The sequence below is a fragment of the Nocardia sp. NPDC049935 genome (genome assembly GCF_055586645.1).
Map to the genome: position 1 here is coordinate 852548 of NZ_JBVJHV010000002.1, position 13911 is coordinate 866458.

Genomic DNA, 13911 nt, shown 5'->3' on the forward strand with positions numbered 1-13911 from the left:
ACTCGTGGTGGAGGCGGCTGCTTCCCCTTCGGGTATCGATCCCTCGTGGATTCCCGTCCGTTGTGGTGCGGCCGGGCTCGACCCGATAGGTTGAGGGGGACCAGCGAATTGGTACATATCATCCGGCGCGTCTCTATAGTCGCCGGTGACGAACAGAGAGGTCGGCACTATGCGCGCAGCTCAGGTCAGCAAACTCGAAGGGCCGGAAGCGATCGAGATCGTCGACATTCCGGAACCGAAACCGTTGCCCGGCGGCGTCGTCATCGATGTGCACGCCGCCGGTGTCGCCTTCCCCGATGTGCTGATGACCCGGGGGCTGTACCAGATGAAGCCCGAGATGCCCTTTGTCGTCGGCGGCGAGGTCGCCGGAGTGGTGCGGGAAGCGCCCGAGGGCGCCCGTGTCCGTCCGGGTGACCGCGTCTGCGCGCTGACCCTGCTGGGCAACGCGATAGCCGAGGTGGCCACCACGACCGCCGAGATGGTTTTCCCGCTCCCGGACAACATCTCGTTCGAAGAGGGCGCCGGCATCCTGTTCAACGATCTCACCGTGCATTTCTGCCTGCGCAATCGCGGCCGGCTGGCCCAGGGCGAGACCGTGCTGGTGCACGGGGCCGCCGGCGGTATCGGCACCTCCACCCTGCGGATGGCGAAGGCGCTGGGCGCCGGCCGGGTGATCGCGGTGGTCAGCACCGAGGCCAAGGCCGAGATCGCCCGCGCCAACGGGGCCACCGATGTCGTGCTCACCGACGGCTGGCTCGACCGGGTCAAGGAACTCACCGACAATCGCGGCGTCGATATCGTGCTCGACCCGGTGGGCGGTGACCGGTTCACCGACAGCATCCGATCGCTGGCCCGGGCCGGGCGTCTGCTCGTGGTGGGCTTCACCGGCGGCGATATCCCCACCGTGAAGGTCAACCGGCTGCTGCTGAAGAACGTCGAAGTGATCGGCGCCGGATGGGGCGAGTGGATGCTGTCCAACCCCGGCTATCTGGCCGAGCAGTGGGCCGAGGTGGAACCGCTGTTCGCCTCGGGCGCGATCGCCCCGCCCAAGCCCGCGCTGTTCCCGCTCGAACAGGCGGCGCAGGCCGTGGCATCGCTGGAAAACCGTGCTGCCACGGGCAAGGTCGTGGTCGCGGTCCGCTGACCGCCGGGCGGCGCGGGGAACCCACGGGCGACCTGCGCCGCCTTCGGGCGGGCTCGTTCGTCGGTATTGTTCACGGCATGCGGATCAGGTCGGCGATAGTCCTCGGGTTAACCGCCGCGTTTGCTCTCACGGGGTGCGGCACCGACGAAGGTTCCGGGGAGGACGAGGGGCCGCGGGGGCCCGCACCGAAGGTCGCCGCACTGGGTCCGTTCGTGGGGGAATGCGGTCATGTCACCGACGACGAGGTACGCGAACTCGGGGGTCTCGGACAGATCGTGCAGTCGTTCAAGAACGCGGTCGGCTGCAACTGGCAGGCGGGCGGGCTCTCCGGTTCGTCCATCACCTTCGCGTCGTACCGGGGCAGTCCGCTGGAACGCGAGAAGGCCTGGGTCACCACCCACGGCCGCCCGCCGGAGCCGATCACCGTGGGCGGGCGCACCGGTTTCGCCGCGCTCGATCCCAGCGGCCGGATCTGCGACCTCGCGGTACAACTCGACGACGATTTCTTCGAATGGTCCACCGCCGTCGCCGGCTACAGCGCCTCCGGCAACCCCTGCGACCGTAGCCGGGCACTGGCGGAACTGACGATCGAGCGGCTGGGGTGAAAGCGATGCCGAGGGGAAAGGCAGCCGCCCGCGGGCGGGGAATCCGCACGGCCGCCGCGGCCGCAGCCCTACTGATCGTCGCGGTGTTGGGAGCCGGCTGCGGGAGCACGGTCCAGGGAACCGCGATCCCGGTCGGCGGCGGTGAGACGGTCGATACGGCCCAGATCGACAAACTGCTGCGGGAATGCGATGTGGTGACCGATCAGCAGATCATCGACGCCCTCGGCGGCAACACCTATATCAGCGATTCGTTCTTCGGCGCGGTGTGCATGTGGGATATCGGCGGCGGATCCGGGATGCTCACGCTCAACTGGTACGAGAACGGTTCGCTGCGCAACGAACAGGCGACCAACGACAAACTCGGCTACACCAGTACGAAGACAACGGTCCAGGGCACCATCGCGCTGGAGGTCCGCAAGCCCAACGACCCGAATGCCTGCGGTATGACGGCCAGTGCGGCGGACTCCGGGGTCATCGGGTGGTGGGTGAACTCGGCCGGCGCGACCGGCGATCCGTGCGCGGCGGCCAAGAAACTCCTGGAGTTGACGCTCAATATCGCCCGGTAGGATCCGGGAACATCCGCCGGCTCGCGTTCGTTGATCAACTGCGAGCGCCCGTCCAGGCCGTTCTATGACGCCGATCCGAGTTGTCGGTCACACCGGAAAACCCGCCTGGGGACGGAGTGCTGTTACCACACGCGCCCCCTCTTTTGCTCCGTTTGGAACCCCCGAGTACAGTGGACGGCTGTGCCCGGAAGGATACGGGCAAGTTCGAGCGCAGACGTAGGCCAGCGAAAGCGGCTGACGGTTCCAGCGTGCCTGTAAATCGGGCCCTGAACTGCGTGCGACACGCCCGACCTCGGGACGCGAGAAACGTGGTTGGACGTGCGGGTGAAAGCTCGATGAACAGCCCTGACACCGCCAGAACCGATTAAAGGAAAGCCGGTCTATGCCAACCATCAACCAGCTGGTCCGCAAGGGTCGCCGAGACAAGGTCGCCAAGACCAAGACCGCGGCCCTCAAGGGGAGCCCGCAGCGGCGTGGCGTGTGCACCCGCGTGTACACCACCACTCCGAAGAAGCCGAACTCCGCACTGCGGAAGGTCGCGCGTGTTCGCCTGACCAGCGCGGTCGAGGTCACGGCCTATATCCCCGGCGAAGGCCACAACCTGCAGGAGCACTCGATGGTGCTCGTGCGTGGTGGTCGTGTGAAGGACCTCCCCGGTGTGCGCTACAAGATCATCCGCGGCTCGCTCGACACCCAGGGTGTGAAGAACCGCAAGCAGGCCCGCAGCCGTTACGGCGCCAAGAAGGAGAAGAGCTGATATGCCACGCAAGGGCCCCGCACCCAAGCGTCCGCTGATCAACGACCCGGTCTACGGGTCGCCGCTGGTGACGCAGCTGGTCAACAAGATTCTTCTCGACGGCAAGAAGTCCACCGCAGAGCGCATCGTCTACGGCGCGCTGGAGCAGGCACGCGATAAGACCGGCACCGATCCGGTCGTCACCCTCAAGCGTGCGCTGGACAACGTCAAGCCGGCTCTCGAGGTCAAGCCCCGTCGTGTCGGTGGCGCCACCTACCAGGTGCCGGTCGAGGTCCGTCCGGGCCGCGCCAACACTCTGGCCCTGCGCTGGCTGGTCAATTTCTCCCGGGCCCGCCGGGAGAAGACCATGGTCGAGCGGCTGGCCAACGAACTGCTCGATGCCAGCAACGGTCTGGGCGCCTCGGTGAAACGCCGTGAGGACACCCACAAGATGGCCGAGTCCAACCGGGCCTTCGCGCACTACCGCTGGTGATGTCTGCCCGGCCCATCGCTCCGGGGTCGGGAGGCGTACGGAAGCCACGCTTCCGGTTTGACAGAAAGACGGCCGACTCGGTCGTCGGCGAGAATCCCAACTAGCTACGAGCGGGGAAGATTTCCGTGGCACAGGACGTGCTCACCGACCTGAACAAGGTCCGCAACATCGGCATCATGGCCCACATCGATGCGGGCAAGACCACTACCACCGAACGCATCCTCTTCTACACCGGTGTGAACTACAAGATCGGCGAAACCCATGACGGGGCGTCGACCACCGACTGGATGGAGCAGGAGCAGGAGCGCGGCATCACCATCACCTCCGCGGCGGTGACCTGCTTCTGGAACCAGAATCAGATCAACATCATCGACACGCCGGGCCACGTCGACTTCACCGTCGAGGTGGAGCGCAGCCTGCGTGTGCTCGATGGCGCCGTTGCCGTCTTCGACGGCAAGGAGGGCGTTGAGCCGCAGTCCGAGCAGGTGTGGCGCCAGGCCGACAAGTACGACGTGCCGCGGATCTGCTTCGTCAACAAGATGGACAAGCTCGGCGCGGATTTCTACTTCACCGTGCAGACCATCAAGGACCGTCTGGGCGCCAAGCCGCTGGTCATCCAGCTGCCGATCGGCGCGGAGGACACCTTCGAGGGCATCGTCGACCTGGTCGAGATGAAGGCCAAGGTCTGGACCGGCGAGACCAAGCTGGGCGAGAAGTACGAACTCCAGGACATCCCGGCCGATCTGGTCGAGCAGGCCGAGCAGTACCGGCAGGAACTGCTGGAGACCGTCGCGGAATCCGATGAGGAGCTGCTGGAGAAGTTCTTCGGCGGTGAAGAGCTCTCGATCGAGGAGATCAAGGGCGCCATCCGCAAGATGACCGTCAACTCCGAGCTCTACCCGGTGCTGTGCGGTTCGGCGTTCAAGAACAAGGGCGTGCAGCCCATGCTCGACGCCGTCGTGGACTATCTGCCCTCGCCGCTGGACGTCGAGTCGGTGCAGGGTCACGCGCCGAACAACGAAGAAGAGGTGCTCACCCGCAAGCCGAGCGCCGACGAGCCGTTCGCGGCCCTGGCGTTCAAGATCGCGGTGCACCCGTTCTTCGGCAAGCTGACCTATGTCCGCGTCTACTCGGGCAAGGTCGACTCCGGCGCCCAGGTCATCAACGCGACCAAGGGCAAGAAGGAGCGTCTGGGCAAGCTGTTCCAGATGCACTCCAACAAGGAGAACCCGGTACCCCAGGTCAGCGCAGGCCATATCTACGCGGTCATCGGCCTGAAGGACACCACCACCGGTGACACCCTGTGCGATCCGAACAACCAGATCGTGCTGGAGTCCATGACCTTCCCGGACCCGGTCATCGAGGTCTCCATCGAGCCCAAGACCAAGTCCGACCAGGAGAAGCTGGGCACCGCGATCCAGAAGCTCGCCGAGGAGGATCCGACCTTCACGGTGAAGCTGGATCAGGAGACCGGCCAGACCGTCATCGGCGGTATGGGCGAGCTGCACCTGGACATCCTGGTCGACCGGATGAAGCGCGAATTCAAGGTCGAGGCCAACGTAGGCAAGCCGCAGGTGGCCTACCGCGAGACGATCACCAAGAAGGTCGAGAAGCTCGAGTTCACCCATAAGAAGCAGACGGGTGGTTCGGGTCAGTTCGCCAAGGTGATCATCGCGCTGGAGCCGTTCGTCGGTGAAGACGGCGCCCACTACGAGTTCGAGAACAAGGTCACCGGTGGCCGCGTGCCGAAGGAATACATCCCTTCGGTGGACGCGGGCGCGCAGGACGCCATGCAGTACGGTGTGCTCGCCGGTTACCCGCTGGTCAACCTGAAGGTGCAGCTGCTCGACGGCGCGTACCACGACGTCGACTCCTCGGAGATGGCGTTCAAGATCGCCGGCGCGCAGGCGCTGAAGGAAGCGGCCCGCAAGGCCGGTCCGGTGATCCTCGAGCCGCTGATGGCGGTCGAGGTCACCACGCCCGAGGATTACATGGGCGATGTGATCGGCGACCTGAACTCCCGCCGTGGCCAGATCCAGGCCATGGAGGAACGCAGTGGTGCCCGTGTCGTCAAGGCGCTGGTTCCGCTCTCGGAGATGTTCGGATACATCGGTGATCTGCGGTCGAAGACCCAGGGCCGGGCGAACTACTCCATGGTGTTCGATTCGTACGCGGAGGTTCCGGCCAACGTGTCGAAGGAGATCATCGCCAAGGCGACCGGCGAGTAATACCTGCCGGGAGTCAGTACGACCCCTGTAAATAAATCCGCACTGCTGCAACTGCAAGCAACAACAAGTCCAGGAGGACACCACAGTGGCGAAGGCGAAGTTCGAGCGGACGAAGCCGCACGTCAACATCGGCACCATCGGTCACGTCGACCACGGCAAGACCACGCTGACGGCTGCGATCACCAAGGTGCTGGCGGAGAAGTATCCGGATCTGAACGAGAGCTTTGCCTTCGATCAGATCGACAAGGCGCCGGAGGAGAAGGCTCGTGGTATCACGATCAACATCTCCCACGTCGAGTACCAGACCGAGAAGCGTCACTACGCCCACGTAGACGCCCCCGGTCACGCCGACTACATCAAGAACATGATCACCGGTGCGGCGCAGATGGACGGCGCCATCCTGGTGGTCGCGGCCACCGACGGCCCGATGCCGCAGACCCGTGAGCACGTGCTGCTCGCCCGTCAGGTCGGCGTGCCCTACATCCTGGTCGCGCTGAACAAGTCGGACATGGTCGACGACGAGGAGATCCTCGAGCTCGTCGAGATGGAGGTCCGCGAGCTGCTGGCTTCGCAGGAGTTCGACGAGGACGCCCCCGTGGTGCGCGTCTCCGGCCTGAAGGCGCTGGAGGGCGACGAGAAGTGGAGCGAATCCATCGTCGAGCTGATGAACGCGGTCGACGAGTCCATCCCGGACCCGGTGCGTGAGACCGACAAGCCGTTCCTGATGCCGATCGAGGACGTGTTCACCATCACCGGTCGTGGCACCGTTGTCACCGGTCGTGTGGAGCGCGGCGTGGTCAACCTCAACGAGGAAGTCGAGATCGTCGGCATCCGTCCGGAGAAGACCAAGACCACCATCACCGGTATCGAGATGTTCCGGAAGATGCTGGACACCGCGCAGGCGGGCGATAACGCGGGTCTGCTGATCCGTGGCATCAAGCGCGAGGATGTGGAGCGCGGCCAGGTCGTCATCAAGCCGGGCACCACCACCCCGCACACCGAGTTCGAGGGACAGGCCTACATCCTGTCCAAGGACGAGGGTGGCCGCCACACCCCGTTCTTCAACAACTACCGTCCGCAGTTCTACTTCCGTACGACTGACGTGACGGGCGTTGTGACCCTGCCCGAGGGCACCGAAATGGTTATGCCCGGCGACAACACCGAGATGTCGGTGAAGCTGATCCAGCCGGTCGCCATGGACGAGGGTCTGCGCTTCGCGATCCGCGAGGGTGGCCGCACCGTCGGCGCCGGTCGCGTCACGAAGATCGTCAAGTGATTCGCTGAATCGCTGGAAACGGCGCCGCTCCCTCGGGGGCGGCGCCGTTTTCGTTTCGGCACGTGCTCACCCTGGGGTCCAGGCCCGGTTCGCGTACTATTTCGGTATGTCCAGGATTACGTTCGATCCGAATCAGCTCGGTGGTAGGCCGTGTATTCGTGGTATGCGTATCCGGGTCACGGATGTGCTGGAGCTGTTGGCGGCGGGCGAGAGCGAGGATTCGATCCTCGAGGACTACCCGTATCTCGAGCGGGAGGACATTCGGGCCTGCTTGATGTTTGCCGCGGCGGGAGCTGATCATCCTGTGCTCCGAACCGCGTCGTGAATTTTCTGATCGATGCTCAGTTGCCGCCCGCACTCGCTCGTGCCATCGCGGCCGAAGGTTTCGATGCTGTCCATGTGAGCGATATTTCGATGACTGCCGCTTCCGACCGGGAGGTCTGGCAGGAAGCCTTGCGGAGGGACGCGGTCATCGTCACCAAAGACGAAGACTTCATTCAGCTGGGATTGGCCGCCGATCGAGTCGAGGTGCCGGCGGTTGTTTGGATGAGGATCGGAAATTGCTCTCGCAAGGCGCTCCTCGAAGCTGTCCTGCCAATCCTTCCCCCGATGGTCGAGATGCTCGATTCGGGTGAGAAGGTCATAGAGGTTCGTTGAAACATCGTCCGCAGTTCTACTTCCGTTCGACTGCCGAGACGGGCGTTGCGACCCTGCCCGAGGGCACCGAAATGGTTGTCGCCGGCGCCGCTCCGAAAGGGGCGGCGCCGTTTTCGTTTCGGATGCTCTCGGGTGGGGCGTGGCCGGGCATATCGGCCGCTCCGATAACGCTCGGGCTGCACAGCCGATGTTCCGAGTAACCGACATCGAACGAAGGAGCCCGGTGTGATTCGTCAAGCTGCAGCCGTCCTGTCGATCGCCTTCGCCGCCACTGCGGCCGCTGCCGGCACCGGCGGCGCCACTCCGGACGACACCGCACCGTGCCCCGCCGTACCCGCCGGCCGCGTGGACGACGCCGTCGGCCGGCTGCCGCAGGCCTTTCCGGATGTGCCGTGGGTGGTGACGGGAAGCGGTGCGTCCGTCGACTGCGCGCTGAACTGGGTGCAGGTCGATCCGGAGGGGGCGACCGGTAGCTCGCCCAGGCATATCCTGCTCTTCGACCACTTCAAGTATGGGAGTACGGCCACCCCGGCCCCCGAGGCATTCGTCACTGTCGTCGGGAGCGATGCCCCGGGGCAGATCACCGTCATGTTCAGGTGGTTGAACCCCGGGGACCCCAACGCGAATCCCACCGGCCGGGCCGATGTGCGCTACCGGGTCTTCCCGCAGTCGCCGCCCGGGCCGATCGATCCGATTCCGCCCGAAGTGACCGGCTGACAACCGGCTTCCGGGGTCAGCGGCTGCGCCGGAGCCGGTCGGCGGCGGCCAGTACCGGAAGTGCCGCGGTGGTGACGGCGGCGCCGAGCGGGGTGTCGGTGGCCCGTATCCAGCGCACGGTTCTCATGGCCTGTGTCAGCACTTGCGCGCCGCGTATCCGCATATCCGCCTCGAACCCGCTGACGGCCACCGCGAGGGTGGTCGTTCCGGCCGTGGCCGCCCGCAGGTGGGTAACCAGGCTCGCGGCATCGCGGATGGCGGCACCGGCTCCCATACCGGCGGTGGGCGGGGTGGCGTGGACGGCGTCGCCCAAGGCGGTGATCGGGCCGGCGGGCCAGGGAGCGAGATCCGCCGGCCGTGACGAGGCGGCGTTGAAGCGGAAGGCGGCGATACTGCCGGGATCGGCCAGAGCGAGGACTTCCAGCGTGCGCTCGCTCCATCCGCGCCTGCGGAATTCGGCCAGGAGCGCGGATCGCAGTGCCGCGCCCCGGATACCGCGCATCGACTCGGCCGCGGTGGCGTCGGGGAGCATGGCACCCCAGATGTAGGTGGGGCCGGTGGTCACCGCCTCGCGCCGGGTGGGTGCGTCGAGTACGGCGTTCCCGACGGGGTCGAGGTAACCGATGTAGAGCGCCGCGCCGCGCGGGCCGATGGCCATTCCGGAACGCGGGCCCAGCCGCCGCCGCTCGGCCGCGCCGAGATCGGCGGCCGCGGTCCGGCCGGAGAATCCGACGATGCCGGTGGATTCGCTGGTAGGCCGACCGGCGAGGTGACGGGCGACCAGTGAGTGGGTGCCGTCCGCGCCCACCAGCAGATCGCATTCCTGCCGGGATCCGTCGGCGAACAGCGCCAGCGGCCCGCCCTCCTCGGTGCGGCCGATACCGGTGACGGTGCGGCCCAGCCGGAGGCAGGAGCCGGCGGCGTCGGCCAGAATGGTCCGCAGGGTGATGCGGTCGATATCCACGCTCGGGCTGTCGCCGAGCTGCCGGCCGCGGCCCAGCAACCGGCCGCGCCGGTCCCAGAGGGCATCCGCGGGCCGCAGTCGCAGCGCGGACGCCGCCCGCAGCAGCCGTTCGACGATCTCCGGCGCGACCAGTTCCCGCAGTGCCGACTGCGCGCGGCCGTCGAGCGTGATGTGGTAGCCGCCGGTCGCCGTGACCTCGTGATCGCGGTCGAAGACCGCGACGTCGAACTCGTGCCGCCGCAGTCCGGCGGCCAGGGCCAGGCCGCCGATTCCGCCCCCGACGATGATGATGCGCATAGGAATTCGCTCCCAGGGTTCGCTACCGGATATTTCCGGAGGCGAGAATGCCAGCGGTAGTGGACATCGAATGTCCACTACCGTGGGCCGGTGGCCGCTACCTCTGGGCGCGCACTGCGCCTGCTGTCGTTGCTCGCGACCGGGCGCCGCTGGACCCTCGCCGAACTCGCCGTCCGACTCGAGGTCGGTGAGCGGACGGTCCGGCGGGATATCGACACGCTGCGCCTGCTCGACTATCCCGTCCGGACGCTGCGCGGTCCGGCGGGCGGTTACCGGCTGGAAGCGGGCCATCGGCTGCCGCCGCTGCTGTTCGACGACGAGCAGGCCGTTGCGGTGGCGGTCGCCCTGCAAACGGCCCCGAACACCGTTTTCAGCCTCGGCGAGGACGCCGCGCGGGCCCTGGAGACCCTCGAACAGGTCATGCCCGCGCGGTTACGGGCGGCCGTGGCAGCACTGCGGCTCACCAGATTGCCGAACTACTGGGAGTTCCCGGGCCCGCCGATCGACGCGACGGTATTGCGGATCGTGGGGAGCGCGGTGCGCAACCGCCAGGTGATCGGCGCCGAAATACTCGGGGCCGACGGCACCCGCCCGGCTCCCGGTTCGGCCGGATTCGCCCCATCTCGCCGTATCGAACCCCACCACCTGGTGGTCTGGGCGAGCCGCTGGTACCTGGTCGGCTACGACCACGCCGACGCCGCCTGGCGGGTCCACCGGCTCGACCGCCTCCACCTGCACCCGCCCACGGGAATCCCGTTCACACCGCGGGATCTGCCCGGTGGCGATATCGCCCGCTTCGTCATGACCAGCCACGACCGCGGTGACACTCTCGCCTCCTGGGAGTGCACCGGGAGTGCGCGCCTGGACCTCGCGGCCGCCACGGTCGCGCGCTGGGCGCCGGGCGGATCGGTTGTCGAGCACCTCGATTCGGCCCACTGCCGGCTCACTGTCGGCGCGTGGTCGTGGGCCGGTATCGCGGGGCTGCTCGCCACCTTCGACGCCGAACTCACCGAAGTGGAGCCCCCGGAACTGGTGGACGCGTGCCGCCGGCTCGTGCGACGGTGGCGGACCGTGGCCGGTGACGGCGGCACGCCGGATGCGCAGCGGTGATCGCCGAGCGGCCGGGCGAAGCCGCCGCCGCGTACGAACGCGGCGGCGCCGGATCAGGATTCGCGCGCGGCCTGGAGGAGAGCGTTGGCGAATTTCACCATCTGGGCCGGGCCGCCGTACCAGGCGGTGATCGCGGAGAGGAGGGCGGTGCGGGCCTCCCGGGCGGTGCGGGCCACCTCGTCGGCGGACACCTCACCGGTCTCGGCCTTACCGGCCAGGATTTCGAGATCATCGCTCGCGGTGAGCAAGCGCATGATGAGGTGGATGTCGATATCCGCGCCTTCCTCGGGGCGGCCGTGCCGCGATGTGGTGTCGGCAGGCGCGGACGGAGACCCGGTTTCGGGCTGATCCGTGACGGCCGGCCCGGACAGCGCGGCGATCGACGGCAGCGCCGGTTGCGGTGGTGTCGCGGGTTCCGGCGCCGACGCCGTCGAGGCGGCGGCCGAGGCCTCCGCGGCCTCCCGGGCCCGCCGGGAGCGGCGGGTTTCCAGCGGCGGGCGCGAATCACTGTCGGATTCACCGGCTTCCGGGGCGGTATCGGCCGCATCCGGTACCAATGACAGCGCCGATGCCGAACCGCGGCGGGGAGCCGGGGTTTCGGTCACCTCGGATTCCGCACCGGCGTCCTCGGCTCCGGCATGCCGGGAGGCCGGAGCCTCGTGGCCGGATTCCAGGATGCGGGTGAGGATTTCGGAGACGGGTGATCCGGACTCGTCGTCGTCGGTGCCGTGGGCCGGTTCCGGTTCGAGCAGACGGTCGAGGATCGGGGTGGCGTCTGGTGGGGCCAGACGTGGCGGGGCGGCCACCTCCGTGGCGTCGGCGGGTTCGGGATCACCGGCTTCGGTGCCGAGCGCTCGCGGACCCGTGGATTCCGGGTCCCGGGAAGGGGCGTCGGAGGTATCGCCGAGGCCCGGCTTGTAGCGTCCCGCCGACCGCGGCAACCGGCGGGCGGGCAGTTGGTCCGCGACACCGTCCGGATCGGCGAGCTCGGGGGTCCGGGTGGGGAGTCCGGTATCCGATTCGCCGGAGGTGAGCGCGTCGCGGGGGGCGGTGGCCGGGGCGCTCTCGTCGGTGGCGGGAGCGTGCCGGGCCGCGGAGCGGGGCAACCGCCGGGCCGGTGCGGCGGGCTGCTCGTCGGTGCCGGAATGGGCGGTATCGGGGGAACGCGGGGCGCGGGTGGGCAGCGCCTGCGGGGATTGCTCGGCGGCGAGATCGCCCGGCACCGCGGGCAGCTGATACGGATCGGCGGTTTCGCCGGGAGCCTGCGTCTCGGAGAGCCCGGAGGTCCGGCGTTCGGGAAGTCCCGGCGTGCGGCGCTCGGGGAGTCCGGTGGCCGGGAGTTCGGAGAGCGCGGGAGCGTGCGTCTCGGAGATCTCGGGGCTGTGCTGGTCTTCGAAGGGGTTGAAGAGTTCGGCGGACTCGCCGGTATCGGTGAGATCGAGTTTGCGTCGGCGACCGCCGGTTTCCAGCGAGTTGGGTACCGCTTCCTCGCCGATCGAGCTGAGCCAGCTGGGCAGCGAACCCGTGTCCTCGGACGAACCGCCGAACGCATCGGGATCCGCCGGTTCGGGATAGTGGTCGCCGGGGATACCGGGCGCGGCCGGGTAGGAGCCCGGGCCCGCGTAGTCGGTTTCGGGCCCGGAGGCAGGCAGCCGGGTGGCCGGCGGCGCGGAGTTGCCCGCGGCGGGGACGGTGGTATCGGTGGAGTGCGCGGGATACGGCGAACCGGGCACGGGGATCCGGGACGAGGACGAGAGCGCCGGTGACGGTGTGCCCGGCTGCGAGATTCGCGGCATGCCGGCGGAATCATCGTGGGCGGCGGTACGGTTCGCCGCGCCGCGCCGGGTCGGCAGCGCGGTGGTCTCGGCGCCGGCCGGGTCTTCCTCGGGCGGAGTGGCGAAGGACGGATTATCGGGTGGTGGGACGGGGTATCGGGAATCGATGTCCTGGCCGACGGAAGTCAGTACCTGGCCGGGTGCGTCCCCGATGACACCGGAAGTGTTCCAGGCGGCGAACGGATCCATCGCCGCCGAACCGCCGGTGTTCTGGGTCGGCGTGGACAAAGGTGCTGGGGTCCACGTGTAACCGTGATCCGGGACGGAATCGGACCGGTTCGTGGCGCCGTTCGAACCATTCGCCGAATCGAATCCCTCGGATCCGAAGCCGGCGAAGCCCCTCGACTCGGAGTCCCACTGCCCGCGCCCGTACTCCTCCTGAGGGGCGCGGCGTTCGTCTCCGAGGCTGGCATTTTCGGCATCCATGTGCCCATTCTTACCTCCCGGGGCGGTTTTCGTTCTAGTGTGCGAAGCTTGCCGCCACTGCTCGAGAGGTCGAGGGTGATCAGGATTACACCGGCGCCCGAACTTCCGTTCGGGCGCCGTATTTGCCGGGATGCCCGGCCACGCATCGCTGACGTGCCCGGACGGTGGGCCGCCGGATCGCGGGCCCGGATCGGGCGCGGGTCACCAGACCGCGCCGGGCCGGAATCCGTGCCCCTTACTTATTTCCCGGTGGTGTCGATGGCACATATGTGCCTTCCGCCGGTGTCACCGGCGGTATTCGCGGCCGGCCCGGTGTCAGTGGTGCTGGGCCGTGCCGTGCATACGTCCGGCCACGGCCGGTAGCGCCGCCACCGCGATCACGACGGTGACGATTCCGACGACCCATGAGGTCCACGACGCGCCGTTGTAGGCGGTGTAGTCCATCACCCACGGCGCGAGGAACAGCAATGCGCCGAAGAGGGCCATGGCGTAGTCGGTGGCCGCCATGGCGGGCCGGTACATCTGGGCGAGTCCGGTGAGTGCGATGAGCACGCCGAGCACGATCATCGTCCAGGCCGCACGCTCGTTGGTCGCCACCCAGATCGGTGAGAGGGCGGTGAAGACGCCGAGCACCACGGCCAGGAAGTCCTGGGTCCGGCTTTCGGTGAACATAGTGGCCTCCTGAAACTTGCGAAACAGGTCCGTAGGTTGGGCCTGACCTCGGTATATCGCTGCGCGGGCGGCGGGTCGATATCGCGACGGACACGATTGCGCGGCGAATCGGGGCCGGGCCGAGGCGCTTCCCCCGCCGGGACGGGCAAGTTAGGGTGGGCTACACAATTTCTATAACCTGTTTC

The 13911-nt window shown here is 67.7% G+C and carries 14 protein-coding genes and 1 pseudogene; 12 read left to right on the forward strand and 3 right to left on the reverse strand.

Going from position 1 to position 13911, the window contains the following annotated elements; all coding sequences use genetic code 11:
• Window positions 1-169: 169 nt before the first annotated feature.
• The 11 genes and pseudogenes from ACZ6SF_RS12340 to ACZ6SF_RS12390 all read left to right on the forward strand — a co-directional run bounded on the left by ACZ6SF_RS12340 (window position 170) and on the right by ACZ6SF_RS12390 (window position 8422).
• Window positions 170-1144, forward strand: coding sequence for an NADPH:quinone oxidoreductase family protein (locus ACZ6SF_RS12340; RefSeq protein WP_466062120.1), 975 nt, complete (start codon window positions 170-172; stop codon window positions 1142-1144).
• 77 nt (window positions 1145-1221) lie between these two features.
• A complete protein-coding gene (locus ACZ6SF_RS12345; protein WP_466062122.1) occupies window positions 1222-1749 on the forward strand; it encodes a DUF3558 family protein in 528 nt (175 codons plus the stop codon).
• 5 nt (window positions 1750-1754) lie between these two features.
• Window positions 1755-2315, forward strand: coding sequence for a DUF3558 domain-containing protein (locus ACZ6SF_RS12350; protein WP_466062123.1), 561 nt, complete (start codon window positions 1755-1757; stop codon window positions 2313-2315).
• Window positions 2316-2697: 382 nt separating this feature from the next.
• Window positions 2698-3072, forward strand: coding sequence for a 30S ribosomal protein S12 (gene rpsL / locus ACZ6SF_RS12355; protein WP_014353064.1), 375 nt, complete (start codon window positions 2698-2700; stop codon window positions 3070-3072).
• A 1-nt stretch (window position 3073) separates the two neighbouring features.
• Window positions 3074-3544: a 30S ribosomal protein S7 gene (rpsG, locus tag ACZ6SF_RS12360; protein WP_466062124.1), complete on the forward strand. Its 471-nt coding sequence runs from the start codon at window positions 3074-3076 to the stop codon at window positions 3542-3544.
• 125 nt (window positions 3545-3669) lie between these two features.
• Window positions 3670-5772, forward strand: coding sequence for an elongation factor G (gene fusA, locus ACZ6SF_RS12365; protein WP_466062125.1), 2103 nt, complete (start codon window positions 3670-3672; stop codon window positions 5770-5772).
• Window positions 5773-5857: 85 nt separating this feature from the next.
• Window positions 5858-7048, forward strand: coding sequence for an elongation factor Tu (gene tuf, locus ACZ6SF_RS12370; protein WP_466062127.1), 1191 nt, complete (start codon window positions 5858-5860; stop codon window positions 7046-7048).
• A gap of 106 nt (window positions 7049-7154) precedes the next feature.
• Window positions 7155-7373, forward strand: coding sequence for a DUF433 domain-containing protein (locus ACZ6SF_RS12375; protein WP_466062128.1), 219 nt, complete (start codon window positions 7155-7157; stop codon window positions 7371-7373).
• Window positions 7370-7705, forward strand: coding sequence for a DUF5615 family PIN-like protein (locus ACZ6SF_RS12380; RefSeq protein ID WP_466062129.1), 336 nt, complete (start codon window positions 7370-7372; stop codon window positions 7703-7705). The genes ACZ6SF_RS12375 and ACZ6SF_RS12380 overlap by 4 nt, the downstream gene beginning before the upstream one ends.
• A gap of 2 nt (window positions 7706-7707) precedes the next feature.
• A pseudogene (locus ACZ6SF_RS12385) lies at window positions 7708-7791 on the forward strand (hypothetical protein); the annotation flags it as partial.
• Between the two features lie 139 nt (window positions 7792-7930).
• Window positions 7931-8422, forward strand: coding sequence for an LppP/LprE family lipoprotein (locus ACZ6SF_RS12390; RefSeq protein WP_466062130.1), 492 nt, complete (start codon window positions 7931-7933; stop codon window positions 8420-8422).
• A gap of 16 nt (window positions 8423-8438) precedes the next feature.
• On the opposite strand, the gene ACZ6SF_RS12395 is transcribed toward ACZ6SF_RS12390, so the two are convergent.
• The gene (locus ACZ6SF_RS12395) at window positions 8439-9683 is read right to left on the reverse strand and encodes an FAD-dependent oxidoreductase (RefSeq protein WP_466062131.1); all 1245 of its coding nucleotides are present in this window, start codon (window positions 9681-9683) and stop codon (window positions 8439-8441) included.
• Window positions 9684-9773: 90 nt separating this feature from the next.
• Between ACZ6SF_RS12395 and ACZ6SF_RS12400 the strand changes: the two genes are divergently transcribed.
• The gene (locus tag ACZ6SF_RS12400; RefSeq protein WP_466062132.1) at window positions 9774-10793 is read left to right on the forward strand and encodes a helix-turn-helix transcriptional regulator; all 1020 of its coding nucleotides are present in this window, start codon (window positions 9774-9776) and stop codon (window positions 10791-10793) included.
• 53 nt (window positions 10794-10846) lie between these two features.
• On the opposite strand, the gene ACZ6SF_RS12405 is transcribed toward ACZ6SF_RS12400, so the two are convergent.
• Complete coding sequence (locus ACZ6SF_RS12405; protein WP_466062133.1) at window positions 10847-12856, reverse strand: DNA polymerase III subunit gamma/tau domain-containing protein; 2010 nt, start codon at window positions 12854-12856, stop codon at window positions 10847-10849.
• Window positions 12857-13369: 513 nt separating this feature from the next.
• On the reverse strand, window positions 13370-13726 hold the full coding sequence (locus tag ACZ6SF_RS12410; protein ID WP_449996672.1) for an SPW repeat protein: 357 nt from the start codon (window positions 13724-13726) through the stop codon (window positions 13370-13372).
• Window positions 13727-13911: the final 185 nt, after the last annotated feature.